At 63.6% G+C, this 26,089-nt stretch carries 24 protein-coding genes; 7 read left to right on the forward strand and 17 right to left on the reverse strand.

Going from position 1 to position 26,089, the window contains the following annotated elements:
- Positions 1 to 38: 38 nt before the first annotated feature.
- Positions 39 to 1,184, forward strand: a complete 1,146-nt coding sequence (locus tag ACQ4W4_RS07350; protein ID WP_436541406.1) for an MFS transporter — start codon at positions 39 to 41, stop codon at positions 1,182 to 1,184.
- 18 nt (positions 1,185 to 1,202) lie between these two features.
- Here the strand turns inward: ACQ4W4_RS07350 and ACQ4W4_RS07355 are convergent, their stop codons facing one another.
- The 5 genes from ACQ4W4_RS07355 to ACQ4W4_RS07375 form a co-directional block, all read right to left on the reverse strand.
- Positions 1,203 to 2,051, reverse strand: a complete 849-nt coding sequence (locus tag ACQ4W4_RS07355) for a hypothetical protein (RefSeq protein WP_436541407.1) — start codon at positions 2,049 to 2,051, stop codon at positions 1,203 to 1,205.
- The gene (locus ACQ4W4_RS07360; protein WP_436541408.1) at positions 2,048 to 2,614 is read right to left on the reverse strand and encodes a sigma-70 family RNA polymerase sigma factor; all 567 of its coding nucleotides are present in this window, start codon (positions 2,612 to 2,614) and stop codon (positions 2,048 to 2,050) included. Before ACQ4W4_RS07360 ends, ACQ4W4_RS07355 begins: the two co-directional genes overlap by 4 nt.
- 49 nt (positions 2,615 to 2,663) lie before the next feature.
- Entirely contained in the window at positions 2,664 to 4,550 is a 1,887-nt protein-coding gene (locus ACQ4W4_RS07365) for a beta-propeller domain-containing protein (protein ID WP_436541409.1), read from the reverse strand.
- A gap of 96 nt (positions 4,551 to 4,646) precedes the next feature.
- Positions 4,647 to 5,270, reverse strand: coding sequence for a trimeric intracellular cation channel family protein (locus ACQ4W4_RS07370; protein ID WP_071075300.1), 624 nt, complete (start codon positions 5,268 to 5,270; stop codon positions 4,647 to 4,649).
- Positions 5,271 to 5,274: 4 nt separating this feature from the next.
- Positions 5,275 to 7,704 (reverse strand): penicillin-binding protein 1A, encoded by a 2,430-nt coding sequence (locus ACQ4W4_RS07375; protein ID WP_436541410.1) that lies wholly within the window; start codon positions 7,702 to 7,704, stop codon positions 5,275 to 5,277.
- A gap of 143 nt (positions 7,705 to 7,847) precedes the next feature.
- On the opposite strand from ACQ4W4_RS07375, the gene ACQ4W4_RS07380 reads away from it, so the two are divergent.
- Positions 7,848 to 8,741, forward strand: coding sequence for an HTH-type transcriptional regulator ArgP (locus ACQ4W4_RS07380; RefSeq protein ID WP_436541411.1), 894 nt, complete (start codon positions 7,848 to 7,850; stop codon positions 8,739 to 8,741).
- Here ACQ4W4_RS07380 and ACQ4W4_RS07385 read toward each other — a convergent pair whose 3' ends face one another.
- Genes ACQ4W4_RS07385 through ACQ4W4_RS07400 form a run of 4 tightly spaced genes read right to left on the reverse strand, consistent with a single transcriptional unit; the run spans position 8,742 to position 12,361 of the window.
- On the reverse strand, positions 8,742 to 9,614 hold the full coding sequence (locus ACQ4W4_RS07385; RefSeq protein WP_436541412.1) for an ABC transporter permease: 873 nt from the start codon (positions 9,612 to 9,614) through the stop codon (positions 8,742 to 8,744). It abuts the gene before it with no gap.
- A complete protein-coding gene (locus ACQ4W4_RS07390; protein ID WP_436541413.1) occupies positions 9,611 to 10,456 on the reverse strand; it encodes an ABC transporter ATP-binding protein in 846 nt (281 codons plus the stop codon). The genes ACQ4W4_RS07385 and ACQ4W4_RS07390 overlap by 4 nt, the downstream gene beginning before the upstream one ends.
- Complete coding sequence (locus ACQ4W4_RS07395; RefSeq protein WP_436541414.1) at positions 10,453 to 11,442, reverse strand: ABC transporter substrate-binding protein; 990 nt, start codon at positions 11,440 to 11,442, stop codon at positions 10,453 to 10,455. Before ACQ4W4_RS07395 ends, ACQ4W4_RS07390 begins: the two co-directional genes overlap by 4 nt.
- A 34-nt stretch (positions 11,443 to 11,476) precedes the next feature.
- The gene (locus ACQ4W4_RS07400) at positions 11,477 to 12,361 is read right to left on the reverse strand and encodes a TauD/TfdA dioxygenase family protein (protein ID WP_436541415.1); all 885 of its coding nucleotides are present in this window, start codon (positions 12,359 to 12,361) and stop codon (positions 11,477 to 11,479) included.
- 211 nt (positions 12,362 to 12,572) lie between these two features.
- On the opposite strand from ACQ4W4_RS07400, the gene ACQ4W4_RS07405 reads away from it, so the two are divergent.
- Positions 12,573 to 13,058, forward strand: coding sequence for a tetratricopeptide repeat protein (locus tag ACQ4W4_RS07405; RefSeq protein WP_436541416.1), 486 nt, complete (start codon positions 12,573 to 12,575; stop codon positions 13,056 to 13,058).
- A gap of 18 nt (positions 13,059 to 13,076) precedes the next feature.
- Here ACQ4W4_RS07405 and can read toward each other — a convergent pair whose 3' ends face one another.
- The 7 genes from can to ACQ4W4_RS07440 form a co-directional block, all read right to left on the reverse strand.
- Positions 13,077 to 13,748 (reverse strand): carbonate dehydratase, encoded by a 672-nt coding sequence (can, locus tag ACQ4W4_RS07410; RefSeq protein ID WP_436541417.1) that lies wholly within the window; start codon positions 13,746 to 13,748, stop codon positions 13,077 to 13,079.
- Positions 13,749 to 13,885: 137 nt separating this feature from the next.
- Positions 13,886 to 15,019 carry a molecular chaperone DnaJ gene (gene dnaJ, locus ACQ4W4_RS07415; RefSeq protein WP_034745985.1) on the reverse strand — a complete coding sequence of 378 codons (1,134 nt, stop codon included), beginning with the start codon at positions 15,017 to 15,019 and terminating at the stop codon, positions 13,886 to 13,888.
- Positions 15,020 to 15,181: 162 nt separating this feature from the next.
- Positions 15,182 to 17,125 carry a molecular chaperone DnaK gene (dnaK, locus tag ACQ4W4_RS07420; protein WP_326455998.1) on the reverse strand — a complete coding sequence of 648 codons (1,944 nt, stop codon included), beginning with the start codon at positions 17,123 to 17,125 and terminating at the stop codon, positions 15,182 to 15,184.
- 91 nt (positions 17,126 to 17,216) lie between these two features.
- Complete coding sequence (grpE, locus tag ACQ4W4_RS07425) at positions 17,217 to 17,753, reverse strand: nucleotide exchange factor GrpE (RefSeq protein ID WP_152250733.1); 537 nt, start codon at positions 17,751 to 17,753, stop codon at positions 17,217 to 17,219.
- Positions 17,754 to 18,104: 351 nt separating this feature from the next.
- The gene (hemH, locus tag ACQ4W4_RS07430; RefSeq protein WP_436541418.1) at positions 18,105 to 19,214 is read right to left on the reverse strand and encodes a ferrochelatase; all 1,110 of its coding nucleotides are present in this window, start codon (positions 19,212 to 19,214) and stop codon (positions 18,105 to 18,107) included.
- Between the two features lie 246 nt (positions 19,215 to 19,460).
- Positions 19,461 to 21,128, reverse strand: coding sequence for a DNA repair protein RecN (recN, locus tag ACQ4W4_RS07435; protein WP_436541419.1), 1,668 nt, complete (start codon positions 21,126 to 21,128; stop codon positions 19,461 to 19,463).
- A 47-nt stretch (positions 21,129 to 21,175) separates the two neighbouring features.
- Positions 21,176 to 22,135 (reverse strand): NAD kinase, encoded by a 960-nt coding sequence (locus ACQ4W4_RS07440; RefSeq protein WP_436541420.1) that lies wholly within the window; start codon positions 22,133 to 22,135, stop codon positions 21,176 to 21,178.
- Between the two features lie 257 nt (positions 22,136 to 22,392).
- On the opposite strand from ACQ4W4_RS07440, the gene ACQ4W4_RS07445 reads away from it, so the two are divergent.
- The 4 genes from ACQ4W4_RS07445 (at position 22,393) to gloA (ending at position 25,091) form a co-directional block, all read left to right on the forward strand.
- Positions 22,393 to 22,659: a hypothetical protein gene (locus ACQ4W4_RS07445; RefSeq protein ID WP_436500023.1), complete on the forward strand. Its 267-nt coding sequence runs from the start codon at positions 22,393 to 22,395 to the stop codon at positions 22,657 to 22,659.
- 76 nt (positions 22,660 to 22,735) lie between these two features.
- Positions 22,736 to 24,046: a PQQ-dependent sugar dehydrogenase gene (locus tag ACQ4W4_RS07450; protein WP_436541421.1), complete on the forward strand. Its 1,311-nt coding sequence runs from the start codon at positions 22,736 to 22,738 to the stop codon at positions 24,044 to 24,046.
- 101 nt (positions 24,047 to 24,147) lie between these two features.
- Positions 24,148 to 24,570: an OsmC family protein gene (locus ACQ4W4_RS07455; protein WP_298402647.1), complete on the forward strand. Its 423-nt coding sequence runs from the start codon at positions 24,148 to 24,150 to the stop codon at positions 24,568 to 24,570.
- A 113-nt stretch (positions 24,571 to 24,683) separates the two neighbouring features.
- Positions 24,684 to 25,091: a lactoylglutathione lyase gene (gloA, locus tag ACQ4W4_RS07460; protein ID WP_099409047.1), complete on the forward strand. Its 408-nt coding sequence runs from the start codon at positions 24,684 to 24,686 to the stop codon at positions 25,089 to 25,091.
- A 4-nt stretch (positions 25,092 to 25,095) separates the two neighbouring features.
- Here gloA and ACQ4W4_RS07465 read toward each other — a convergent pair whose 3' ends face one another.
- Positions 25,096 to 26,001, reverse strand: a complete 906-nt coding sequence (locus ACQ4W4_RS07465) for a LysR substrate-binding domain-containing protein (protein ID WP_436541422.1) — start codon at positions 25,999 to 26,001, stop codon at positions 25,096 to 25,098.
- Between the last annotated feature and the right edge of the window lie 88 nt (positions 26,002 to 26,089).

Here is a 26,089-nt window from a genome sequence, read left to right on the forward strand (position 1 = left end):
GCCATCCTGAATACCTTTTCCCCCTTGCGGGGGCAGCCATGAAGACCATGCCGTGGCGCGACTTCTTCGCCCTCGTGGTCAGCATCGGCGTCGTGGGCCTGGGTCTGGGCGCCACCATGCCGCTCACCGCCCTGACCCTGCACCAGCGCGGCGTGGGCACGGACATCATCGGCATGATCACGGCCGTGAGCGCCCTCGGCATCCTGGCCGCCTCGCCCTTCGTCTCGGGCTGGGTGGGGCGCTTCGGCGCGCGCGCCACCATGCTGGGCGCCGTCTGGGTGGCCTCGCTGGCGACGATCGCCATGCAGTTCAGCGACCACCTGCTGGCGTGGAGCGTGCTGCGCTTCCTGTTCGGCGGCGCCATGGGCGTGCTGTTTACCATCGGCGAGGCGTGGGTGAACCGCCTGGCGCCCGACAATTCGCGCGGTCGCGTGGTGGCCATGTACACCACCAGCTTTACCTTTTTCCAGCTGATCGGCCCCGCCCTCGTGGCGCTGTTCAACGACAAGATCAGCTGGAGCTTCGCCGCCTGCGGCCTGCTGTTCCTGCTGGCCGTGCCGGGCCTGATGCTGATCTCGAACAGCGGCCCGGAAAAAGAGCCGGAAGAACACGGCGTGAAGTGGACCCTGATCCTGCCGCGCATGCCGATGATCGTGCTCGGCGCCGCCTTCTTCGCCCTGTTCGACACCCTGGCATTGAGCTTGCTGCCGCTATATGCGATGGAGCACGGCATCGGCACGGACCTGGCCCTGCTGTCGGCCACCGTGGTGCTGGTGGGCGACACGGGCCTGCAATTCGCGCTGGGATGGATGGCCGACCGCTTCGGCCGCGCCAGGGTCCACGCGGGCTGCGGCGTGGCCGTCTGCCTGCTGCTGCCGCTGCTGCCGTTCGCCGTCGGCACGCCATGGCTGTGGTGGACCTTGCTGCTGTTGCTGGGCGCGGCGGCGGGCGGCATCTACATGCTGGCGCTGGTGGCGTGCGGCGAGCGGTTTACGGGCCTGTCGCTGACCAGCGCCAGCGCCATCGTCAACGCCACCTGGGGCGTGACCAGCGGCGGCGGCCCCCTGCTGACGGGCGTGCTGATGCAGTCGGTGGGGGTGAACGCCCTGCCGGCCGTGATGTGGGTGTGCGCCGCCATTTTCGTCGGCAGCGCCGTATGGGAGCGCCGGAAGGGGATCGTGTAGCGTTTTTTAGTTCGTTTTTTACTTCGTTTCCAGGCGCTGCCGCAGCTCCTCGGCCACCGGATAGTCGGGATAGGCTTGCCGAAAGGCCGTCCACTCCTCGCGCGCCAGCGCGCCTTCGCCCGCCTTGAGCAGAGCGTCGATCTTCACCAGCCACACGGAAGCGTCGAGCTTTGCCGGCGGCGGCAGCGGCGCGGAGCGGGCCGCGACGGGAGCAGGCATGGCCAGCGCGCGCTGCACGGGCGCCTGACGCTGCATGCTGGACTCGGCCGGCATGGCCGCTTGCTGCTCCATTGCCTGATGCATCGCCGAAGCCGGCGCCGGCGGGGGGGGCGGCGCAGGCGGAGCAATGGGTACCGTCGCCGTCAGCCGGGGCTCCGGCGGAAAGACAGGCGCCGGCGCCGGCCCGGCTTGCGCCGCCGGCCTCGGTGCCGCCTTGGCCATGGCGCGCGGTGCCGGCGCCGGTGCCGCTGGTAAGGGAGGTGGCGACGCCGTGGCTTCGGCGGCCGGCGCCGCAGTCGGCGCTGGCATCACCTCCTGCGTGACCGGCTCCCCGACCACGGGAAATTGCGCCGGCTTCGAGCCGAACCAGTCCACGCCGATCAGGTTGACCGTCAGCAGCACTGCGGCGGCCAGGCCCAGCGGAACGCGCCAGCGCTGCAGGTAGTCCGGTGATTTCTTGGCCGGCAAGGTGCGCAGCACGCCATCGGCGCTGTCGTTCGCGGCCGCCGGCTGGCGCAAGGCTTTTTCCGCGTCGGCCAGAATGGCCGCATCGAGCGCGCTGGAAGGCGCCGGTTGCGGCAGGCTGGCCAGCAGCGCGTTCAATTCCTCGTCATTCGGTTCCTCGTGATCTTGATCGTGCGTCTTCATGCCTGTCCTCCCGCGCCCGCGGCGCTGTCCAAGCCCGCGCGCAATTTCTGCATGGCGTAGCGCAGCCGGCTCTTGACGGTTTCCGCTTCCGCCCCCGTCACTGCGGAGATCTCGAGGATGCTCATGCCGCTGAACTGCTGCAGCACCAGCGCTTCCTTCTGCTCCACCGGCAGCGCGGCGATGGCCGCATGCAGCCGCGCGTGCTGCTGTTTCTGCTCCAGCGACTGCTGCGGCGATGCGCCTTCGTCCGCCAGTTCGCCCGCGTCGTCATGTTCCTGCCCTTCCCGCTGGCGCAGCAGGTCGATCAGGCGGTTGCGCGCGATCTGGTACAGATAGGTGCGAAACGCCGCCTGTGGCCGGTAGCCGGCGCGCGCCGCATGCAGGCTGGCCCACGCATCCTGCACGATCTCGTCCACCCACGCGCGGCGCGGCGCGCGCCAGGCCACGAAGCGGTACAGGCCCTGGCTATGGCGCCGGTACAATTCGCGAAACGACGGCAAGTCGCCGGCGCTGTAGCGCAGCATCAGGTCTTCATCCGTCGCGGTGAGTAAAGTGTCGGGCATGCGGACCAGTGTAGCCGAACTACGCGGCAGCGACAATTTCCCTGCGCCTTCAGCGTAAAGTGGGCGCATAGCTGACGCGGCGCACTTCGCGGATCTGTCCCTCCTTGAGCGCCCCTTCCACCAGTTCATAGCCGAGCAGGGCGAAGACGCGGCCCTGCAGGAACAGGGGACGCGCATTGCCGTACCAGTCGATGCACGATGCGCGGCAGCCGTCGTCCGGCGCCTGGCCTGGCCGCGCCGCCAGCGCACCCAGTTCGCTCAATTGCAGGCTGCTGTTGCGCAGATACAGGACGGAGGCGGCAAACTTGTTGAGGCCCGGCCGTTCATCCGCGCTCAGGATGGGCAGGCCGATCAGGCCCTCGCCGGCCGCTTGCGGCTTGTAGAAAAATCCGTGGCTGCGCGACTCGCCCTGCGCCGCGTCGGCGCGGATGTAGCGCGTGGCAACCGCCGCCTGCGGCCCCAGGCCGATGGTGCTGAAGTGCAGATCCCTGCCCTGCGCACCGATCACCACGGCGTCATTGCCCAGCGCCTCGATACGCTCCACACCGTGCGGCAGCGACAAGGCTTGCACGCTGCCCGCATCGGCCCAGCGCACGGCATACAGGGGCTGGCGCGGCCAGGCCTGGTCCGCCTGGCGGCGTCCCGGATTGCCGGGATGGCCGTACAGCAGATACGGCCCCACGTAGCGGTTCTGCAGACCGTAGCCGCCGCCACCGGGCAGCGCCTTGTAGCTGCTGGCGGGCGCGCTGTCGCGGCCATCGGAAAACGACGTCAATGGCACGCGCAGCAGGGCCATGTCGCCGCGCCCGCGCGCGCCATCCCACATCGCGTCGCCCTGGCCTTCGGCGCGCAGCAGCACGTTCAGATGTCCATCGCTACTTTCCAGGAACGAGAACTGGTCGACGGGTGCGCCCGCCACTTTCAATGCGCTGGGCGCCGAACCATTGAGGGGAATGCGGAACACGCCCGAGTCGCGGCCCCGGCGCGTCGTCCACACGAAAACGGATTCGCCCGACACGTAGAACACGCGGCCCTGCGGCCCCATCACGGCGGTCGCTTCGCAGCGCATGTCGCGCTGCGCCAGGTCGCACACGGTGACCGTGTGCAGGGTCAGGCCAGCGCCAGCTTCGGGCTCTTCATCGGTGCGGTAGATGCGCGTGGCCGGGGCGATGCGCTTGAAGTCGGCCGGCACGGCGTCGGGACGCCAGCGGCGCAGCGCGGGAAAGCCGCCGAATGGGTCGCCACGGCGCAGGTTCAGCGATAGGGGCGAATAGAACACCAGTTTGCCGCCGACCAGGCGGCTCGCGTAATTACGCGACGAGTAATAGTCGTTGGAGCGCAAATGATACGTGGCGCGGTAGGCCAGCTTGCCATCCGCATCGATGTCGAACAGGCCGATTTCCGTGCCGCCACGGCTGTAGCTGTAGCCGATCACCACCACCGTATCGCCGTCGATCAGCATCTCGTCATACCAGCTGCCCGACGGGTCGCTGCCGGGCGCGAACGCGTCGAGCGCCGCCACGGGCCGCAAGGCATTGCCGCCCACCTGCACCGTGAACAGCCTGCCGCGCCGCAGCATCACCAGATGCTTGCCGTGCAGCTTGACGATGCCGCCTTCGTCCACGCCCGCCGTCTGCACATTGGTGACCGATTCAGCCGCTTCTGCCGACGCCGCCGGCGCCGCTTTCGCCACCATGGGCGCTGGCGCCGGCGGCGGTGCGGGCGCCGCCGCCGCGTACTGCGACGTGGCGCGCTGCAGTTGCCGCTGCTCCCTCAGCAGGGTTTCCTGGCGCGCCTGCAACTGCTGCAGGTAGCTGCTCAAGGCGTGCTCGCTGGCGAACGGCGCCAGGGTCTTGCGCGGCGCCGTGCCGGCGGCGTGGCTGCCTGCCGACAGCAGCAAGGACAGCATCAATGTGATCTTGAGGGCGCTGGACATCGCTTCTTCTCCGGTTGGCTGGGGTGTCCAACATGAAACGCAGCGGCAGAGAAAAAAGGGTTAAATATGCGCAAAAATATTCACGCGCCTGCCGCCTTACTCAAAACCCCGTATGCGGTCGCCGTTGAAATTCGGCAGGCGCCACTCGAAGTGCAACGCCAGGAAGCGGAACAAAAAGCCCGCGCCGATGGACGCCAGCTGCGCCACTGAACTATCGACCTTGAAGTGCAGCAGGCCGACATACAGGGCGCCCGTAAACAGCGCCACGGTGGCATACACTTCGCGCTGCAGCACGAGGGGAATCTGGTTGCACAGGATATCGCGCAGCAGGCCGCCGAAAACGCCCGTGATCATCCCCGCCAGCACGACGATGGCCGGGTGCATCTTGGCAGACATGGCGATGTCGCAGCCGATCACGCAAAACGCCACCAGGCCCAGTCCGTCAACCAGCAGGAAGATGGCGCGCAGATGGTGCAGGTAGCGCGCGACAAAGGCCGTGACGACGGCCGCGCCGATGGTAAACAGCAGGTATTCTGGATGCGCGATCCAGCCCAGCGGATAGTGCCCCAGCAGCACGTCGCGCACGGTGCCGCCGCCCAGCGCCGTGACGGTGCCGATCATGCAGATGCCGAACAAATCCATGCCGCGCCGCATGCCCATGATGGCGCCGGACATCGCTTCGGCGACAATCGCCACCAGGTAAATCGTATATAGCAGCATGGTCTTACTCTTCCGAAAATGATTTGAGAATTTGTTCGCGTTCGCGCGCTTCGCTCAGGGTGCGCGCCTCGTTCGTGCCCGCGCCGGAGCCGCCATCGCCGGCATCGCCGTGCGCCATGCGCGTATCGGTACCGGCGCTGCCGCAGCCGACGCTGCTGTGGATAAAGGCGAAGTTATCCTTCAGGCAGTCGCCGGCCAGGTATTCGGCATACACGTAGTCGCCGTCGAGCAGGGCCAGGCCAGGCGGTTCGGCCAGCACCTGTTCGCGGCGGCCCTGCACGGCTACCTGCATGTAATCGCGCCAGACGGGCAGCGCCAGGGTGCCGCCCGTGGCGTTGCCCAGGCTTTTCGGCTGGTCGTAGCCGAGCCAGACGACGGAGACGAGGCCCGAAGAATAGCCGGCGAACCAGGCGTCGTACGCGTTATTGGATGTCCCCGTCTTGCCGGCCGCGTCGCCCCTTCCCAGCGCCAGCGCGCCGCGGCCCGTGCCGCTCTTGACGACGTCGCGCAGCATGCTGTCCATGACGTAGGCATTGCGCGTGGAGATGACCTGCGTGCCCGGTGCCGGCGCGCCTTTGGCGCGTGGCACCGCGTCGGAAAACAGCACTTCTCCGCTACGGCTGCGCACTTCCTTGATCAGCTTTGGCGGCATCTGCACGCCGCCGTTGGCGAACACGGCATACGACTGCGCCAGCTGCAGCGGCGTGACGGCGCCCGCGCCCAGCGCCAGCGGCAGCGAGACGGGATTGCGCGCGCCCTCGAAACCGAAGCGCGTGGCGTAGTGCTGCACGTAGCCGGGGCCGGCCGCCTGCATCAGGCTGACGGCCACCAGGTTTTTCGAGCGCACGAGACCGCGCCGTACGCTGATAAAGCCTTCATAGTTGTTGCCGTAATTGCGCGGACGCCACGGCTGCGCGCCCGTTTCCCGCGGCAGCAGCAGGCGCTGCGTATCGTCCACGGCCGTGCCGGGAAAGTAGCCTTTTTCCAGCGCCGCCGAATACACGAAAGGCTTGAAACTGGAACCGGGCTGGCGGTAGGCCTGCATGGCGTGGTTGTAGTGGTTGCGGTAAAAATCGAAGCCGCCTGCCATGGCGACGATTTCGCCGCTGTGCGCCTCGACGGAAATGAGCGCGCCTTCCATCTCGGGCAACTGGCTCACGAGCCAGCGCTTTTTCGCCGCGTCGTGCACCACGCGGATGACGCTGTTTTCCACGATGGCGCGCTTGCCGTCGAGCGGCAGCTTGCCGCCCAGGCGCGCGTCCGATGCCGCCAGCACGATCTCGTCGCCATTGCGCAGCTGCGCCGTCACCTGGCGCTTGCCGGCGGTATCTACCTTGCGCACCAGCGCGGCGCGCAGTTCTCCGCTGTCCGGATAGGCGGCCAGCTGGCGCGCCACGCCGTCTGCGGAGGCTACCAGGCGCGCTTCCGGGCCACGGTAGCCGCGCCGCGCCTGCGCATTCAATAGCCCATCGCGCAGCGACTGGTCGGCCGCCCGCTGCGGTGCCATGCGGATGGTGGTCGTCACGTCCAGGCCCATGCTGTAGGCGCCTTCCGGGTAGCTTTGCACGATCAGCTGACGCGCTTCCTCGACCGCATACGCGGCCGCGTGCACGGAGCTGTTGCGGTCCTTGTTCAGCGCCAGTTTTTCCGCCACGGCCGCCGTGTATTCTGCCGGCGTGATGTAGCCGAGTTCCCGCATGCGCTGCAGGATGTAATGCTGGCGCACGGTGGCGCGCTGGGGATTGGCGACGGGGTTGTAGGCCGACGGCGCCTTCGGCAAGCCGGCCAGCATGGCCGCTTCGGCGATGCTGACGTCGGCCAGCGGCTTGTCGAAATAAATGTTCGAGGCGGCGGAAAAGCCGTAGGAGCGCTCGCCCAGATAGATCTGGTTCATATACAGCTCCAGCAGCTTGTCCTTGCCATAGTGCTGCTCCAGCTTGTAGGCGAGCAGCATCTCCGTCAGCTTGCGCTGCACGGTTTTTTCACGCGACAGGAAGAAGTCGCGCGCCACCTGCATGGTGATGGTGCTGGCGCCCTGCGCATGGTGACCCGTGACGACGTTGGCCAGCGTGGCGCGCGTGAGACCATAGAAATCGACGGCGCCATGCTCGTAGAAACGCGCATCCTCGATGGCCAGCAAGGCCTGGCGCATGCGCAGCGGGATGTCCTTCAAGGGCAGGAATTCGCGGCGCTCTTCGCCGTATTCGGCCAGCAGCTCGCCTTCGCTGGAGAAAATGCGCAGCGGCAGCGCAGGCTTGTACTGGGCCAGGTGCTCGACGGCCGGCAAGTCCTGCCACGCCTGGCGCAGCCACCAGCCGCCCGCGAGGGCTGCGGACAAGCCCAGGCCCAGGGTCAACCCCAGGCCGAATTTCAAATTGCGCGCCAGTGTCGATGACGGCTTGCGGGGCTTTATATCTTGCGCTTGTGCTTCCATGGTGGTATTCCCTTGCTGCCAGGAGGCCGCGCTGCATACGCGTACGCGGCACTCCATCAAAGAGACATTGTGCACTGCAACACACCAATCCTTATGAAAAGTAAGTATTATTTAGTATTGATAAATTTTTCTTATGTAAGGCAGTGGTCATGGATCTCAATCCCAAGCACACGGAAGCGTTCCGCGCCGTCGTCGAAACGGGCAGTTTCGAGCAGGCCGCGCTGCGGCTGCACCTGACGTCGCCCGCCATTTCACAGCGGGTGCGGGCGCTGGAAAGCCAGCTCGGCAATGCGCTGATCGTGCGCAGCCGTCCCGCGCGCGCCACGCGCATGGGCCAGCGCCTGATGCAGTATCTGAAGCGGGCCAAGCTGCTGGAAGCGGACTTGCAGGCGGAGCTGGCGGTGCAGCAGGATGCCCCGCTGACCCTGGTGCTGGCGCTGAACGCCGATTCGATGGGCACCTGGTTCTTCCCCGCCCTGTCGCAGGTGCTGATACGCGAACGCGTGCTGCTGGACCTGACCGTGGAAGACCAGGATCACACCTACACCTTGCTGGAGACGGGCATGGCGATCGGCTGCATCAGCACGGAGCCCAAGCCCATGCGCGGCTGCACGGCCGAGCCGCTGGGCGTGATGCGCTACTGGCTGGTGGCCACGCCCGCGTTCCGCCAGCAGTGGTTCGCGCACGGCCTGACGCGCAAGGCGGCGCGCACGGCGCCCGTCGTCGCCTACACGCGCAAGGACACCTTGCAGTCGTCGTTCCTGCAAGAGGCGCTGGGCTTGCCCGAAGGCGCCTACCCCTGCCATTACGTGCCGGGCGCCACCTCGCACTTCAACGCCATCCGCTACGGCCTGGGCTACGGCATGGTGCCGGAGTTGCTGCTGAAGGCGAACGCGGATGGCGAGCTGGTGGAAAGGCTCACGCCCAAGACCCCCGCCGACGTGGCCCTGTACTGGCACACGTGGAAGGTGCAGTCGCCGCGCATGGAACAGCTGTCGCGGCAGATCATCGCGGCGGCACGCACCATGCTGAGATAATTATCGCTGCATGCCCCAGCGTTTCAAGGTCACGCGCTCCAGGGTGCGAAAGCCGATGTTTTCCACCAGCAGGCCGATGACGATGACGGCCGCCAGGCCGGCGAACACCTTGTCCGTGTACAGCTCGTTGCGGTTCTGGAAGATGTACCAGCCCAGGCCGCCCTGCCCCGATGTGGTGCCAAATACCAGCTCGGCCGCGATCAGGGTGCGCCAGGCAAACGCCCAGCCGATCTTGAGGCCCGAGACGATGGACGGCAAGGCGCCCGGCACGAGGATGTGCAGCACCAGCCGCAAACCGTTCAAGCCGTAGTTGCGCCCCGCCATGCGCAGGGTCTCGGGCACGCCCTGGAAGCCCGCATACGTGTTCAAGGCCAGCGGCCACATCACGGAATGGACGATGACGAAGATCAGGCTGGCGCGCCCCAGGCCGAACCACAGCAGGGCCAGCGGCAGCAGGGCGATGGCCGGCAAGGGATTCAACATGGCCGTCAGGGTTTCCAGCAGGTCGCGGCCGATGCGGCTGGACACGGCCAGCAGAGTCAGCACGAAGGCGGCCAGCACGCCCACCGCATAGCCTTGCAGCAAGACGACGAGGGACGCGGCCGTACGCGTGAGCAATTCACCGCTGGCGATGCCGCCGATGAACGCCTGCGCCGTCTGCAGAAAACTGGGCAACAATAAATCGTTGTGCGTCCAGCGCGCCGCCCCTTCCCACAGCAGCGCCAGGCCGAGCAAAATCAGGGCCTTGCGCCACAGCGCGTGCTGGCTCCAGCGCTGCCAGCGCGACAATGGCCGCTCGACGATGACGCCGGCGGGCGGCGGCGCCACATAGACGAATTCCTGGCGGATGGGCGGCTCCAGCAGCGCGCTCATACGGCCTCCCGCTGCGCGCCAGCTGCTTGCGGGACGGGAATTACTTCCTCATCGAACAGCAAGCCGTGGATGCGGCGGCTGGCAGCCTGGAATTCCGCGCTGCCCGCGCTATGCAAGCCGAACTGATGGCTGTTGAGCTCGGCACGCACCCTGCCAGGATGGGGCGACAGCAGCAGGATGCGGTTGCCGACAACCAGCGCTTCGTCGATCGAATGCGTGACGAACACAAGCGTGAAGCGCAGCTCGTCCCACAAGCGGTTCAACTCTTCCTGCATCTTGCGCCGCGTCAAGGCGTCGAGGGCGGCGAACGGCTCGTCCATCAGCAGCACTTCCGGCTGCATGGCCAGGGCGCGCGCAATGGCAACACGCTGCTTCATGCCGCCCGACAAGGTATGCGGATAGGCATCCTCAAAACCGGCCAGGCCCACCTTGGCGATCCAGTGATGGGCGCGTTCGCGGGCCGCCACCTTGTCCAGCCGCTTGCTGGCCAGCAGGGGGAACATGACGTTGTCCAGCACGGTCTTCCATGGCGGCAACTGGTCGAATTCCTGGAACACGACGCCCCTGTCCGGCCCCGGTTGATGAATGGGCTGGCCCTGCATGGCGATGCTGCCCGCGCGCGGAGCGATGAAACCGGCCACGGCTTTCAGCAAGGACGATTTGCCGCAGCCCGATGGCCCGAGCAACACAAAACGGTCACTGCGGAACACGTCGAAACTGACGTCGTGCGTGGCGCGCACGGTGCGCTGCTGCGTGCGGTATTCCAGGCTGACATTCTTGACGCTGAGCAAGGGCTCCAGCGCAACCGGAGGGCGTACGAGGTGAAAAGCGGGCGCATTCATGTCAGCCTCCTTGCGTGATGGCAGGGTCGCAAGTTGCGGATGGCGCTCACGCGGTGCAGGAATTGCGCCAGGCCATAGGTATTTTGCGGCGCGATCTTGAATTGCACTTGCGGATTCGCAAAGATTTTCAGCAGCAAATTGCGGTCCACCTTGCTTTTATTTACCTTGATGTAGATGTCGGCCGCGCCTTGGCGGTTGCTGCTCGCGTACTGCGCCGCTTCGGCCAGGGCGGCGATGAAGGCGCGGTAAGTCTTCGGATTGTCCTTGCGGTACTTTTCCGTCGCATACAGCAGGGTCGACGAGCTGGGCCCGCCCTGCACGTCGTACGAGTTCAGGATGATGCGGGCGTTCGGATTCTGCGCCAGTTCCTGTTCCTGGAACGGCGAATTGCCGAAGTGGCCGGTCAGCTCCGTGCCGCCGGCGATGATGGCGGCGGCCGCATCCGGATGCGGCAGGGTTTGCGTGATCTTGTCGAGGCGCGCAAATTCCTTGTCGCCCCACTGCTTCGCCACAGCCATCTGCAATATCCTCGCCTGGACGGAAACGGAGACGGCGGGCAAGGCGATGCGGTCCTTGTCCGTCAAGTCGGCCAGGGTTTTCACCTTGGGGTTGTTGCTGATCAAATAGTAGGGAAAATTGCCCAAGGACGCCACGCCGCGCACGTTCTGCCGGCCTTTCGTCCGGTCCCAGATCGTCAGCAGCGGCCCCAGGCCCGCCCCCGCGATGTCGATATTGCCCGACAACAAAGCATCGTTGATGGCAGGGCCGCCGGACAGGGTGATCCACTCGACCTTAACGTCGACGCCCTGCTGCTTGCCATGCTTTTCAATCAGCTTTTGTTCCTGCGCAATATTGAGCAGCAAGAAGGTGATGCCGTGCTGGCCCGCGATGCGGATCTGTCCTTCGGCCCGGGCCATGGACATGGCCATGCACAGCAGGGCGATGACGGCGAGCAGGCGGCGGGAAAAGGTCAAGATCGGCAACATGGACACTCCTTGGGTCAGATCAACAGTCAAAAAATCAGTACGGCGCATCGCCTTCGATGGTGGTGCGGTAGAGTTTGCGGCGCTGGTCGGGCGGGCACCCCGTCGCCAGGTGCATCAGGGAACGGTTGTCCCAGAACACCAGGTCATGCGGCCGCCAGCGGTGCACATACAGATGCTCGGGGCGCACGCTGTGCACGAACAATTCATCGAGCAGGGCGCGGCTTTCATCCTCGGGCAAGCCGACGATGCGCGTGGTGAAATGCTCGCTGACAAACAGGGCGCGGCGTCCCGTTTCCGGATGCACGCGCACGACGGGATGCGTCACGGGCTTGACTTCATCGATCTGCGCCTGCGTCAGGGCGGGCCGCCATGGGTTGCGGCGACGTAATTCCTCATACTGGCTCAAGTAGCTGTGCTCGGCACGCGCGCCCCGCACGGCGTGGCGCAGCGCGGCCGGCAAGCTTTCCCAGGCCAGGTGCATGTTGGCAAACACGGTATCGCCGCCCTCGTCAGGCAACTCTTGCGCATGCAGCATGGAGCCGAGGCTGGGCACTTCCTTGTACGACAGGTCCGAATGCCAGAAATGGCCCGCGTCGCCCAGGCCGATGGGCTGGCCATCCTCGACGATGTTCGAGATGATCAGCACTTCCGGCTGCGTCGGCAGCTGGAACTGACGCAGCACGTGGATTTGCAGGGGGCCGAAGCGGCGGCTGAAATCGACCTGCTGCCGCGGCGTGATGCGCTGGTCGCGGAACACCAGCACGTGATGGTCGAGGTGGGCGTGGTGCAGGTGCTGGAAGTCGCCCAGCGACAGCGGCTGCGCCAGGTCCAGCCCCAGCACTTGCGCGCCGAGCGGAGCATCGAACGTCTCGATACGGAACGGGCTGGGAGAAAACGCGGATTTCAGGACGGCCGACATGGGAACTCGACTAGAGTCTGGGGAAGTCCACTGTATGCCTGCGCATCGATCCTGCAAACGAAGCATTTCTGATATGGATATGCGCGGCGCGTTGCGCCAGACTGCAACAGCGGCTGTCACGCAATGGCACAGCGGCACCGGCTTTGCCCGGGATTGGCGCTAGCACGCAACTTGCTTATCCATTCATTTTCAACGCATAGACAGGAATGCCATGCCCGCCATCGCCCTGCTGCTCGTCTTGCTGTTCACTGCTTCCGTGCACGCCCAGGATAGCCAGGGTGAAAGTGATCTCAGCTACAAAGCCTATGTGCACAGCGACAAGCGCATCAAGTGTCTGTACGGCTATGCGGCCGACAAGACGGGCGACCATGGGGCTGCCGTCGCCATCTTTGAAGACTGCATCCGGCGCTGGAACGATGTGTATTCGATGATTTGGCTGGCCCAGCTGTATGAAACGGGCATCGGCGTGACCAAGGACCTGGCGCAAGCGACGGCGCTGATGCGGCGCGGCGCGCACACCAACGATGACGCCGCCTATGCGCGGCTGGCGCGCTATCACTATGGCGTGGCGCTGGCCGAGGGACGCGGCACGCCGCAGGATCTTGCCCAGGCCAAAACCTGGCTGCGCCAGGCGGCGCAGGAAGGCGTGCGGGAGGCAGCCGAATACCTGGACCGCCTGCAAAGCGCCGCGCCATAGACGCGGCGCCAGCGCCGCTTACGCGATTGCTTCGTAGCGGGCCAGGCGGGTCGCCATGCGCGGCGCCAGCTCGTGACCGGCCGTGACGGTCACTTCGAGATCGTTCAGCAGGCCATCCTTCAAGCCATAGACCCAGCCGTGAACGCTGAGTTCCTGGCCCCGTTCCCACGCATCTTGCACGACGGTGGTCTGGCATACGTTCAAGACTTGCTCGACCACGTTCAGTTCGCACAGGCGGTCACCGCGCTGGCGGCTCGTCAGCACGTCGCCCAGGTAGCGCTCGTGCTTCTGGCCCACATCCTGCACGTGGCGCAGCCAGTTGTCGACCAGGCCGATGCGCGTGCCCGTCATGGCCGCATGCACGCCCTTGCAGCCGTAATGGCCGACGATGATGACATGTTTGACTTTCAGCACGTCCACGGCAAATTGCAGGACGGACAGGCAATTGAGGTCGGAATGCACGACCACATTGGCGATATTACGGTGCACAAACACGTCGCCAGGCGCCATGCCCAGCAGTTCGTTGGCGGGAACGCGGCTGTCGGAGCAGCCGATCCACAGGTATTCGGGCGACGTTTGCGCTTCCAGGTTCTTGAAGAAGTTCGGGTCTTTCGCCACCATCGAGTCGGCCCAGCGGCGGTTACGCTGCAGCAGTTCCGCCAGGGCCGAGCCATTTTTCTGTTCGGTCATATCGCTCCCATGAGGTAAGTTCGGTTGAACAGCGCGCCGATCGCGTGTGTTAGCGCGCGATGCGCGCAGATGCTATTCAACCTGGGTAAAAAAACGCCGGGATGTTTCAGCATCCCGGCGCATGGTATTACGTGTGCTTATTCAAAAAAATCCTTGACCTTGTCTTTCCAGGTCTTGCTTTGCGGACTGTGCTTGGCACCGCCCTCGGTCGTCGACTTTTCAAAGTCGCGCAGCAGGTCTTTTTGTTTTTCCGTCAGTTTCACCGGTGTTTCGATGGCCACGTGGCAGAACAGGTCGCCCGCGTAACCGGAGCGCACGCCCTTGATGCCCTTGCCTTTCAGGCGGAAGGTCTTGCCCGACTGGGTGCCTTCGGGAATCGTGAACGACACTTTGCCGTTCAGGGTAGGCACTTCGATTTCGCCGCCCAAGGCCGCCTTGGTGAACGAGATCGGCATTTCGCAATGCAGGTCGTCGCCTTCGCGCTGGAACACGGCGTGCGGCTTGATGTGGATTTCCACATACAGGTCGCCCGACGGACCGCCATTCGTGCCCGGTTCGCCGTTGCCGGACGAACGGATACGCATGCCGTTGTCGATACCGACTGGAATTTTCACTTCCAGGGTCTTGTTGCGCTTGATGCGACCGGCGCCGCCGCATGGCGTGCAGGGGTCGGTGATGACCTTGCCGCTGCCATGGCATTTCGGGCAGGTTTGCTGGATGCTGAAGAAGCCTTGCTGCATGCGCACCTGGCCGTGACCACCGCACGTACCGCAAGTGGTCGGCGACGTGCCCGGCTTGGCGCCGCTGCCGTGGCAGGTGTCGCACTTGTCCCAGCTCGGCACGCGAATGGTCGTGTCGAAGCCGTGAGCAGCTTGCTCCAGTGTAATTTCCAGGTTGTAGCGCAAGTCGGCGCCACGGTACACCTGCGGCCCCGCATTGCGGCTGCGTCCACCGCCACCGCCAAAGATGTCGCCGAAGATATCGCCGAAGCTGTCGGCAAAGCCGCCAGCGCCGCCGCCGAAGCCGCCACCGCCGCCCATGTTCGGGTCCACGCCAGCGTGACCATAACGGTCATACGCATCGCGCTTTTCCGGATTGGTCAGCATCTCGTAGGCTTCTTTGACTTCCTTAAACTTTTCTTCCGATTCCTTGCTATCCGGATTGCGGTCCGGATGGTATTTCATCGCCAGTTTACGGTAAGACTTTTTGATTTCTTCTTCCGAAGCATTTTTTGCGACACCGAGTGTCTCGTAAAAATCACGCTTTGCCATGTTGTCGGCACCTTGCAGTCTATCTACTGATGTAAAAATTACACGAAAAAGCCGAGTCGAGTGCTGCGCTAGGCGCAGCGACTCGGCTCGGCCGGTCTTCGCGGCTAATCCCGCGATGTAGCGTTCAGCCCGGCTGCCCCCAGTTCATGGGAGCGCAAGACACTACTTGCTGTCTTTGACTTCCTTGAAGTCAGCATCAACAACGTCGTCTTGCTTGGCGCCTGCGTCCGATGCGCCAGCAGCTTGCTGTGCACCTTCCGCGCCGCCGGCAGCTTGCTGCGCTTGCATGTCGGCATACATTTTTTCGCCCAGTTTCTGCGATGCGCTCGACAGTGCTTCCACCTTGGCGTCGATCTCAGCCTTGTCGCCGGCCTTGATGCTTGCTTCCAGGTCGGTGATCGCCGCTTCGATCTTCTCTTTCTCGCCCGCGTCCAGCTTGTCGCCGTATTCGGTCAAGGATTTCCGGGTCGAGTGTACCAGAGCATCGGCCTGGTTGCGCGACTCGGCCAATTCTTTGACCTTCTTGTCTTCTTCAGCGTTCAGCTCGGCGTCTTTCACCATCTTCTGGATTTCAGCCTCGGTCAAGCCGGAATTGGCCTTGATCGTGATCTTATTTTCCTTGCCGGTGGCCTTGTCTTTCGCGCCGACATGCAAGATGCCGTTGGCGTCGATGTCGAAGGTCACTTCGATCTGTGGCGTGCCGCGCGATGCTGGCGGGATGCCTTCCAGATTGAATTCGCCCAGACCCTTGTTGCCGGCGGCGATTTCGCGCTCACCCTGGAAGACCTTGATGGTCACCGCAGGCTGGTTGTCGTCGGCCGTCGAGAATACCTGGCTGAACTTGGTCGGAATCGTCGTGTTTTTGTGGATCATCTTGGTCATCACGCCGCCCAGGGTTTCGATACCCAGGGACAGAGGAGTGACGTCCAGCAACAGCAAGTCCTTGCGTTCGCCCGACAGGACCGAACCCTGGATCGCTGCGCCCACAGCGACGGCTTCGTCCGGGTTCACGTCCTTGCGTGGATCCTTGCCGAAGAATTCCTTCACTTTTTCCTGCACCTTCGGCATACGGGTCATACCGCCGACCAGGATGATGTCGTCGATGTCCGACACTTTCACGCCAGCATCTTTGATAGCGATGCGGCATGGTTCCATCGTGGCCGTGATCAGCTCTTCCACCAGCGATTCCAGCTTGGCGCGGGTCATCTTCAGGTTCAAGTGGACCGGTGCGCCGTTCGCCATGGCGATGTACGGCTCGTTGATCTCGGTTTGCTGCGACGACGACAATTCGATCTTCGCGCGCTCGGCCGAAGCCTTGATGCGCTGCAGGGCGATCGGATCTTTTTTCAGGTCGATGCCATTGATCTTCTTGAACTCGTCGATGATGTAATCGATGACGCGCTGGTCGAAGTCTTCGCCGCCCAGGAAGGTGTCGCCGTTGGTCGACAGCACTTCAAATTGTTTCTCGCCATCAACATCTGCGATTTCGATGATCGACACGTCGAACGTACCGCCACCCAAGTCATACACGGCGATTTTACGGTCGCCTTTTTCGGTCTTGTCCAGGCCGAATGCCAGCGCTGCTGCGGTTGGCTCGTTGATGATGCGCTTGACGTCCAGGCCAGCGATACGGCCGGCATCCTTGGTGGCTTGACGCTGCGAGTCGTTGAAGTACGCAGGCACGGTGATGACGGCTTCGGTGACTTCTTCACCGAGGTAGTCTTCTGCCGTTTTTTTCATCTTGCGCAGGACTTCAGCCGAAATTTGCGGCGGCGCCAGTTTTTTGTCGCGTACGCTAATCCATGCATCGCCGTTGTCGGCCTTGATGATTTGGTAAGGCATCAGCGCGATGTCTTTTTGCACTTCTTTTTCGTCGAACTTGCGACCGATCAGACGCTTGACTGCGTACAGCGTGTTTTTCGGATTGGTCACGGCCTGGCGTTTCGCCGGCGCGCCGACGAGAATTTCGCCATCTTCTTGATAAGCAATAATCGACGGCGTCGTGCGTGCGCCTTCAGCGTTTTCGATTACCTTTGGTTGACCGTTTTCCATGATGGAAACGCAGGAATTCGTGGTTCCCAGATCGATACCGATAATTCTACCCATGATTTTTTTCCTTTTATTTGCTAGATTTCAGATGGTTCTTATATGTGGCAAAGCGGCATGGTTTCAAGGCTTGCTTGATGCCGCACTCTGATTATTTTGCTTGCGCGGTCGTGACAATGGCTGGACGCAGCAGGCGGTCCGCAATCATATAGCCCTTTTGCAAGACTGACACGATGGTATTGGCTTCCTGCTCCGCTGGCACCACGGCAACGGCCTGGTGTTTCATCGGATCGAGCTTTTCACCCTGCACTGGCAATACTTCCACCAGGCGGTTGCGCTCGAACGCGGCGTTCAGTTGCTTCAGGGTCATCTCGACGCCTTCTTTCAGCGAGTCGATGGTCGGTGCTTCCACCGTCAGCGCCGTTTCCAGGCTGTCTTTCACCGGCACCATGGCTTCGGCAAAGCTTTCGACTGCGAATTTATGCGCTTTAGCAACATCTTCCTGCGCACGGCGACGAATATTTTCGCCATCGGCCTTGGCGCGCATGAAGGCATCGTGCATCTCTGCAAGACGCGCTTCGGTACTCGCCAGCTGCTCTTCCAAAGTAGGCTCTGCGGGAGTCGATGGGGCAGTCGCCGCGGCGTCCGCTTGCGGATTAGGTACAGCTTGGTTTTCCTGATCTTGCATCTAGAAAGCTCCTACAATCAATGACTTAAATGAGTTAGTCTAACTATCTTTACAACACTAACGGGCAGATGGGGCTATATCCTATTGTTTCAAGGGGTATACGTGGCAAAACCAGAATTACAGCGATTCATGTTACAGCTTATTACAAAAGGCTACCCATTTCGGCCAGTGAACCGTGCGCGCCCCCTTGATTTTCCAGGCTTCCCCCGGCAAAGCGCGCATTCTACCAGCCCCGCCACGGCCATCGCCACTGGCGGCGTTGCCATTTGGAAGACTTGGCGTCCCCGCCAGACATGACAAAGCCGCGCAAGCGCGGCTTTCTTGATGATATCTGGCAGCGGCGGCGGCAGTTTAATTCGCCGCGCCCAGCGCCAGCGCCGCCGCGCGCGCCTGCTCGCCCGCCTTCTTGTCCGCCTCGCGCTGCGGCGCCGTCTTCATCGTCGGCCAGCCAATCATGTGTTGTTCTGCAATTTCCGCCATACCCGCGATCCAGGCTGGCGTTTCGTTCAGGCAAGCGATGTAATGAAACTGCTGGCCGCCGGCCGCCTCGAAATCATGCTTCGCTTCCATGGCAATCTCCTCCAGCGTTTCCAGGCAATCGCTGGTAAAGCCCGGGCACAGCAGGTCAACGCGCTTGACGCCCTGCTGCGCCAGCGCCACCAGGGTGGGCGCCGTGTACGGCTGCAGCCATTCGGCCTTGCCAAAGCGCGACTGGAAAGTCACCACGTATTGCTCTTTGGTTAATTTCAGCTTTTCCGCCAGCAGACGCGCCGTTTTCAGGCATTGGCAGTGGTAGGGGTCGCCCAGCAGCAAGGTGCGCTTGGGCACGCCATGAAAGCTCATCACCAGTTTTTCCGGACGGCCATGCGCTTCCCAGTGGTTCAGCACGGAATCGCGCAAGGCGTCGATATACGTATCGTGCTCGTGGTATTGCTTGATAAAACGCAATTCCGGCACATTGCGCACCGTGGCGTAGTGGGCGAACACGGCATCGTAGATGGAACCCGTCGTCGTGCCCGAGTATTGCGGATAGGCCGGCAAGATGGCGATGCGCTCGCAGCCTTCGCTTTTCAGCCGGGCCAGCACCTCGGGCAAGGAAGGCGAACCGTAGCGCATGGCCATGGCCACGGTCACGCCGTCATGGCCCCGCTCCGCCAGCGCGCCGGCCAGCAATTTGGCCTGCTTTTGCGTATGCACCTTCAGGGGCGAGCCCTCGCGCGTCCAGATCGACGCGTATTTCTTGGCCGACTGGCCCGAGCGGAAGGGCAAAATGATCAGGTTCAGGATGAACCACCAGACGGCGCGGGGAATTTCCACCACGCGCGGGTCCGACAAAAATTGCTTCAGGTAGCGCCGCACAGCCGACGAGGTCGGTGCATCAGGCGTGCCCAGGTTGACCAGCACCACGGCGCTGCGGTCGATGCTGCCATGCGTGTACGACGGTTCTGTTTGAAATGACATGAAGGCTCTTCGAAGGCGTTGGATGGATTAGCCAACCATTATAGTTACATTGCGTCAACATCGGGAAAGATGGAAAGGAACGGCATAAGGCTAACTGCCATTCTCGCCAGATCGGTTTACGCTAACAACGCCTAACAAAACCGTAGCGAGCGGCAGCGAGTTGTGGCTGAGAAGCGGAGCTGTGCGAATGCATAGTGAGCATCGCAGGCCGCAAATCGCGACGCGCAGTAGGTTTGGTTAGGTGTACTAGATAGCCAGTAATTCGCGCGCATGCTTGCGCGTGGTGGCCGTAATTTCCAGGCCGCCCAGCATGCGCGCCACTTCTTCCACCCTGGCCTTGGCGTCGAGCATGTCGATACGCGACGCCGTCTTGCCATTGTCCAGAGTGCTTTTTGCCACCTGGAAATGCTGATTCGCCTGGCTGGCCACTTGCGGCAAGTGGGTCACGCACAACACTTGCCGTCCCTGCCCCAGGCGTTTCAACAAACGCCCCACCACTTCCGCGACGGCGCCGCCGATGCCGCTGTCAACCTCGTCGAAAATCAGGGTCGGCGTGGTGGTGGCGTGCGAGGTGATGACGGAGATGGCCAGCGCAATGCGCGCCAGTTCGCCGCCGGACGCGACTTTTGCCAGCGAACGGGGCGCCGTGCCCGCGTGGCCGGCGACAAGAAATTCCACTTGCTCGAGTCCGTGCGCGGCCGGCTCGCACGGGTGCAGGGCGATCTCGAAGCTGCCGCCCGTCATGCTCAGTTCCTGCATGGCGCGCGTGACGGCTTGCCCCAGTTCCAGGGCGGCGGCGCGGCGTGTGGCGGACAATCGCTCGGCGACGCTGCGGTACTCGGCCTCGATCTTCGCTTCCTGGCGCAGCAAGCCTTCGATATCGGAAGCGTCGGCCAGGTGCTGCAGCTTTTCCGACAGCTTGGCGTGTTCCTCGGGCAACTCTTCGGGCGTGACGCGGAATTTGCGGGCCGTGCTGTGCATGGCTTCCATACGCGCGTCGAGCTGGTGCAGGCGTTCCGGGTCCAGCTCCACCCGGTCCAGGTAATTGTTCAGCGCGTACACGGATTCCTGCAATTGAATGCGCGACGACTCGATCAGGTCGACGATCGGCTGCAATTCCGCATCGACGGAGACGAGCTTGCCCAGCTTCTGGTTCAGGGCCGACAATTGCGACACGATCGGATGGTCTTCCGACTCGGAAATAAGGGACAAGGCTTCCTGCGCCCCTTCTAGCAGGCTAGCCGCGTGCGACAGGCGGCTGTGCTCGTTCGTGATCTCCGTCCATTCGCCGGGCTTGGCGGCCAGCTTTTCCAGTTCGCCCACTTGCCATTCCAGGCGTTCGCGCTCGTACAGCACGTTGGCGGCGTTGGTTTCAAATTCCTCGCGCTGGCGCACGAGGGCGCGCCAGCGCTTGTGCAAGGCCGCCGCTTGCCGCGCATCCTGCTCCGCGCCCGCTTCGCGCGCCGTCGCCTGGCCGTCGAGCAGGGCCCGCTGCGCTTCGCTTTTCAGCAAGGACTGGTGCGCGTGCTGGCCGTGGATATCGACCAGCATGTCGCCCAGTTCGCGCAGCTGCGCGGCCGTGGCGGGGATGCCGTTGATATACGCCTTCGAGCGGCCCGCATTGTCGATCACGCGGCGCAGCAGGGCGCCGCCCTCGTCGTTGGCAAATTCATGCGCCACCAGCCAGGCCTGCGCCACCTCGCTGACGGAAAAATCGGCCGTGATGTCGGCCTTGGCCGCGCCTTCGCGCACCACGCTGGCGTCGCCGCGCCCGCCCAGCGCCAAAGTCAGCGCATCGATGAGGATGGACTTGCCGGCGCCCGTCTCGCCCGTCAGCACGCTGAAGCCGGCGGAAAATTCCAGTTCAATGGTATCGACAATGACAAAATCGCGAATGGACAGTGTATGGAGCATGGCTTCTGTGGTTAGGCGGCGCACCGCGGGTTGAGGTGGAGAAACTATTAGCTGAGCTTGCCCTCGCCCGACGGGTACTCATTCCAGTGCAGTTTTTCACGCAGGGTGTTGTAGTAGCTCCACCCTTCCGGATGCAGGAAGGTAATCGTGTGCGGCGAACGGCGGATGAGGATGCGGTCTTGCTGCACCAGGCTGGCAAAGGTCTGCATGTCGAAATTGACGCTGATATCGCGCCCGCGCACGATTTCCACGACGATCTGGCTGGAATCGGGCAGGACGATGGGGCGGTTCGATAGCGCATGCGGGGCGATCGGCACGAGCACGATGCCGCCCAGGGTCGGATGCAGCAACGGGCCGCCGGCCGACAGCGAATATGCGGTCGAGCCCGTGGGCGTGGAAATGATCAAGCCATCCGAACGCTGGTTGTACATGAAATGACCGTCGACCTCGACGCGCAATTCGGCCATGCCGGCGCCGCCGCCGCGCGAGACGACGACATCGTTGACGGCCATGCCCACGTGGATCGACTCGCCGTCGCGCAGCACGCTGCCTTCAAGCAAGGTGCGGCGTTCGGCCTTGAAACGGCCGCCGAGAATTTGCGCCAGCACGGGCAGCATGCGCTCAAGCGGAATATCGGTCATGAAACCCAGGCGCCCCTGATTGATACCGATCAAGGGGACGTCGAATGGCGCCAGCTGGCGCGCAATGCCCAGCATGGTGCCATCGCCGCCCATGACGATGGCGCAATCGGCGGCCGCGCCGATCTCGGCCGGCGACATGGCGCGCACGCCGGGAAACGCCAGGTTCAGGTGCGCGGCCGTCTCCGCCTCGAAGACCACCGTGTGGCCCAGCACCTGCAGGAAATCGACGATGCTTTTCACGGGCTCGGCAATGCCATCCGTATTCTGGCGCACGACCAGGGCGATGGTCTTGGCGCCCAGATTGAAGCGCTCGCCCGGGGCTGGCAAGGTCGCGGTTGGCTGTTCGGCGTGTGTATCGACGGGCATAAGAGTCTCGGTAGTAAATTCGGTGGCAAGCCGCCCCAGGCTGTCGCACGCCGCCATCGCATGGTACTGTATATATACACAGTATAGTGCGGCTGCCGTGTGCCCGCAAGGGGCGTTCTTGGTGTTGCACGCAGTGTAGCGCAGAAAAAGAATCGTCCATGCGTGCGCCAGCGCTCCCTGCATGGACAAATCCGCTTGCATGCACTCTGGCGCGGCAGGACACTGATTTCACGTCAATTCTTCTGTCAGGAGGCCATATGGTTACCCAGCATAGCGAACGCAAGATCAATACCGATGAAAAGGTCAGCAATGACGGCGTCGACCGTCTGCCGCACGAGCGCGACGAATCGCCCGATGCGCAAAACGTGCGCCCACGCAAGATCATGCAGCAGGCGGCCAGCGACCTGGAGCAAGGGCTGGTCGATACGGACCTGCACGCCCAGCCGGGCGTGGAAAAGGTCAAGCCCGCCGCGCCGCAGCAAGCCCGTCCCGACGCGCAACTGGAACCAAAGAAGGCGCGCTGACTCTAACTGTCACGCCCCGCTACTCGCACTGCTGATGCGCACTGGTCATCGCACTGGTCATATTACGGAGTACGCCATGCACCGTTACGTCTGTTCATTCCTGCTCGCCAGTGCCTGCGGCGCCCATCTCGCCCACGCCCAGGCGCCCGCCATGCCCGTGGGCTTCGGCCCCCAGCCCGCCCTGCCCGCACCGGACAGACAACTGATTCCCACCGTGAATGTGGCGCCCGTGCAGCGCTGGACGGCCGCGCAGCACCCCGCTGTCGCGGCGGGCCTGGCCATCCATGCATATGCGCGCGACCTCGACCATCCGCGCTGGCTGTACGTCTTGCCGAATGGCGACGTGCTCGTGGCGGAAACGAACGCCCCGCCCAAGCCGGACGACAGCAAGGGCATCAAGGGCGCCATCATGCAGATGCAGATGAAAAAAGCGGGCGCGGCCACGCCCAGCGCCAACCGCATCACCCTGCTGCGCGGCGTCGACGCGAATGGCGTGGCGCAAACGCGCAGCATCTTCCTGCAGGGACTGAACTCGCCATTTGGCATGGCCCTGGTGGGTAACGAGCTGTACATCGCCAATGCCGACGCCTTGATGCGTTTTCCTTACAAGGAAGGCCAGACAGCCATCACGGCGCCCGGCGTCAAGGTGATGGATTTGCCGGGCGGCCCCATCAATCACCACTGGACCAAGAACGTCATCGCCAGCCCCGATGGCAAATTTCTCTATGTTTCCGTCGGCTCGAACAGCAACGTGGGTGAAAACGGCATGGCGGCCGAAGATGGCCGCGCCGCCATCTGGCAATTCACGCGCGCCACGGGCAAGGCCCGCGTGTATGCGACGGGCTTGCGCAATCCCGTGGGCCTGGCCTGGCAGCCCAGGACGGGCGCCCTCTGGACGGCCGTCAATGAGCGCGACGAGCTGGGCAACGACCTGGTGCCCGACTACATGACGTCCGTCAAGGATGGCGCCTTCTATGGCTGGCCCTACAGTTATTTCGGCCAGCACGTCGATGCGCGGGTCACGCCGCCCCGTCCCGAACTGGTGGCCACGGCTGTTGCACCCGACTACGCGCTGGGCGCCCATACGGCCTCGCTGGGACTGGCGTTTTATGACGCTACCCTGCTGCCGGAACGCTACCGGGGCGGCGCCTTCATCGGCCAGCACGGCTCGTGGAACCGCAAACCCTTCAGCGGCTATAAAGTCATCTTTGTTCCGTTCGCCGATGGCGTGCCCAGCGGTCCTCCGCAGGACGTCGTCGCTGGCTTCCTCGACAGCAATGGCAAGGCGCAGGGGCGCCCTGTCGGCGTGGCCGTCGACAAGGCGGGCGCGCTGCTGGTGGCGGACGACGTGGGTAATGTCATCTGGCGCGTCACGCCGGCGCCGTGAATGCATGGGCGCCGCGCATGCGCCCCCTGTGTGGCACAACGAACGGAAGCGCAGGGATGGGGCGCGCATGATGGACCTTCGAACCACGCAAGGAGTACATCATGAAAAAAACAGGATCAGCCGTCTGGAGTGGCGGCCTTAAAGATGGCAAAGGATTTATTTCCACCGAAAGCGGCGCGCTCGACAATGTGGCCTATGGTTTCAACACGCGCTTCGAGGATGGTCCCGGCAGCAATCCGGAAGAACTGATCGGCGCGGCCCACGCGGCCTGCTTCACCATGGCCCTGTCCGGCCAACTGGGCGAGGCGGGCTTGCGCGCCACGGCCCTGAAAACCACGGCCGACGTCAGCCTGGAAAAAATCGATGGCAGCTATGCCATCACGGCCGTGCATTTGACCCTGGTGGCCACCATTCCTGGCGCCACCGACGAAGCGTTCCAGGACGCGGCCCTGCGCGCCAAGCTCGGCTGCCCCGTATCGAAGTTGCTGGCCACGGAAATCACGCTGGACGCCCGTCTGGAGTAATTCCGGCAGACCGCCCGCTGCTGTCCAATCAGCGGACGGCAAGGGCGGTCTCGGCAAGAAAGCCATAAAACGCATAAAATCCCGCCATTCCCCCTCACCCTCAAGGATTTACGATGCGTATTTTGCACACCATGTTACGGGTCGGCGACCTGCAGCGCTCCATCGACTTTTACACGAACGTCCTGGGCATGAAGCTGCTGCGCACCAGCGACAATCCGGAATACCAGTACACGCTGGCCTTCGTCGGCTATGGCGCGAACCCCGACCACGCGGAACTGGAACTGACGTATAACTATGGCACCACCAGCTACGAGCTGGGCACGGCCTACGGCCACATCGCCATCTCGGCCGACGATATCGTCGCCGCCTGCGACGCGGCACGCGCGAACGGCGGCAACGTCACGCGCGAACCGGGCCCCGTCAAGGGCGGCAACACGGTCATCGCCTTCATCACCGATCCGGATGGCTACAAGATCGAATTGATCGAACGCAAGTTCGACGGCCAGGGCGCCGGCCTGTAATTCCTCAGCCTGACTCGGCGGCCGTTGCAATGGCCGCGCGCAGCCAGGCGATGCCCGCATCGCCGTCCGTGCGACGGTGCCGTATCACTTCAAATGCAAACGGCGCGATGGCAAACGGTGCAGCGTACTGCGCCAGCCCTTGCGCCGCGCTTGCCTGCAAGGCGCGCTGCGCCACCGTCAGGATCAAGTCCGTCCCCGTCACGACATCGGGTGCGACCGTCCAGTACGGCACACGCACGGCGATGCGGCGCGCCTGGCCCAGTTGTGCCAGCGCAGCATCGACTTCGGCCGCCATGCCGCCTTCGCCGGACGCCACCAGCACATGGGGGCGCGCCAGATACGTGTCCAGACTCAATGTTTCGCCCGGCGCCAGGCTGGCCGGATCGAGCGCACACACGAACGTTTCCTCGAATAAAGTTTCTCTATGTAAGTGCTCGGGCAGTTGCGGGAACACGCCCAGCGCCAGGTCGATCTCGCCATCCTGCACGCCGGCCACCACGGCTTGGCGGCTGGCATAGCTGACAACCACGTCGATGCCGGGCGCTTCCACGCGCAATCGGCGCAGCAAGCAGGGCAAGATCAACGCCGCGCCGTAATCCGACATGGCCAGGCGAAACACGCGCTGCGCCGTGGCGGCCTCGAAGACGGCGCCGCCGAGCACGGAGCGCACGCTTTGCAGGGCTTCGGCCAGGGGGCGCGCCAATTCCAGGGCTCGCGCGGTGGGCTGGAAACCGCCCTTGCCACGCAGCAGCAGCGGATCGTCGAGCAAGTGGCGCAGGCGTGCCAGCGCATGGCTGACGGCTGGCTGGCTCATGTGCAAGCGCTCGGCCGCGCGCGACAAATGGCGCTCGCTGAGCAGCGCTTCGAGGATCACCAGCAAGTTCAAATCGACGGCGCGCAGATTATTCATTTGGTGCATAGTTAGCTGACAAACTACGAATTGGATTTAATCATGACAGCATAATACGATGACTCCATCAACTTAACACGCAGGGAGT

The sequence above is a fragment of the Janthinobacterium glycogeni genome, assembly GCF_051380725.1.
GTDB lineage: Bacteria > Pseudomonadota > Gammaproteobacteria > Burkholderiales > Burkholderiaceae_D > Janthinobacterium.

Bases quoted from the DNA above. Each gene is read 5' to 3' on its own strand.
- ACQ4W4_RS07350 (WP_436541406.1), top strand. From the start codon at position 39: ATGAAGACCATGCCGTGGCGCGACTTCTTCGCCCTCGTGGTCAGCATC.
- ACQ4W4_RS07355 (WP_436541407.1), bottom strand. From the start codon at position 2,051: ATGAAGACGCACGATCAAGATCACGAGGAACCGAATGACGAGGAATTG.
- ACQ4W4_RS07360 (WP_436541408.1), bottom strand. From the start codon at position 2,614: ATGCCCGACACTTTACTCACCGCGACGGATGAAGACCTGATGCTGCGC.
- ACQ4W4_RS07365 (WP_436541409.1), bottom strand. From the start codon at position 4,550: ATGTCCAGCGCCCTCAAGATCACATTGATGCTGTCCTTGCTGCTGTCG.
- ACQ4W4_RS07370 (WP_071075300.1), bottom strand. From the start codon at position 5,270: ATGCTGCTATATACGATTTACCTGGTGGCGATTGTCGCCGAAGCGATG.
- ACQ4W4_RS07375 (WP_436541410.1), bottom strand. From the start codon at position 7,704: ATGGAAGCACAAGCGCAAGATATAAAGCCCCGCAAGCCGTCATCGACA.
- ACQ4W4_RS07385 (WP_436541412.1), bottom strand. From the start codon at position 9,614: ATGAGCGCGCTGCTGGAGCCGCCCATCCGCCAGGAATTCGTCTATGTG.
- ACQ4W4_RS07390 (WP_436541413.1), bottom strand. From the start codon at position 10,456: ATGAATGCGCCCGCTTTTCACCTCGTACGCCCTCCGGTTGCGCTGGAG.
- ACQ4W4_RS07395 (WP_436541414.1), bottom strand. From the start codon at position 11,442: ATGTTGCCGATCTTGACCTTTTCCCGCCGCCTGCTCGCCGTCATCGCC.
- ACQ4W4_RS07400 (WP_436541415.1), bottom strand. From the start codon at position 12,361: ATGTCGGCCGTCCTGAAATCCGCGTTTTCTCCCAGCCCGTTCCGTATC.
- ACQ4W4_RS07405 (WP_436541416.1), top strand. From the start codon at position 12,573: ATGCCCGCCATCGCCCTGCTGCTCGTCTTGCTGTTCACTGCTTCCGTG.
- can (WP_436541417.1), bottom strand. From the start codon at position 13,748: ATGACCGAACAGAAAAATGGCTCGGCCCTGGCGGAACTGCTGCAGCGT.
- dnaJ (WP_034745985.1), bottom strand. From the start codon at position 15,019: ATGGCAAAGCGTGATTTTTACGAGACACTCGGTGTCGCAAAAAATGCT.
- dnaK (WP_326455998.1), bottom strand. From the start codon at position 17,125: ATGGGTAGAATTATCGGTATCGATCTGGGAACCACGAATTCCTGCGTT.
- grpE (WP_152250733.1), bottom strand. From the start codon at position 17,753: ATGCAAGATCAGGAAAACCAAGCTGTACCTAATCCGCAAGCGGACGCC.
- hemH (WP_436541418.1), bottom strand. From the start codon at position 19,214: ATGTCATTTCAAACAGAACCGTCGTACACGCATGGCAGCATCGACCGC.
- recN (WP_436541419.1), bottom strand. From the start codon at position 21,128: ATGCTCCATACACTGTCCATTCGCGATTTTGTCATTGTCGATACCATT.
- ACQ4W4_RS07440 (WP_436541420.1), bottom strand. From the start codon at position 22,135: ATGCCCGTCGATACACACGCCGAACAGCCAACCGCGACCTTGCCAGCC.
- ACQ4W4_RS07445 (WP_436500023.1), top strand. From the start codon at position 22,393: ATGGTTACCCAGCATAGCGAACGCAAGATCAATACCGATGAAAAGGTC.
- ACQ4W4_RS07450 (WP_436541421.1), top strand. From the start codon at position 22,736: ATGCACCGTTACGTCTGTTCATTCCTGCTCGCCAGTGCCTGCGGCGCC.
- ACQ4W4_RS07455 (WP_298402647.1), top strand. From the start codon at position 24,148: ATGAAAAAAACAGGATCAGCCGTCTGGAGTGGCGGCCTTAAAGATGGC.
- gloA (WP_099409047.1), top strand. From the start codon at position 24,684: ATGCGTATTTTGCACACCATGTTACGGGTCGGCGACCTGCAGCGCTCC.
- ACQ4W4_RS07465 (WP_436541422.1), bottom strand. From the start codon at position 26,001: ATGAATAATCTGCGCGCCGTCGATTTGAACTTGCTGGTGATCCTCGAA.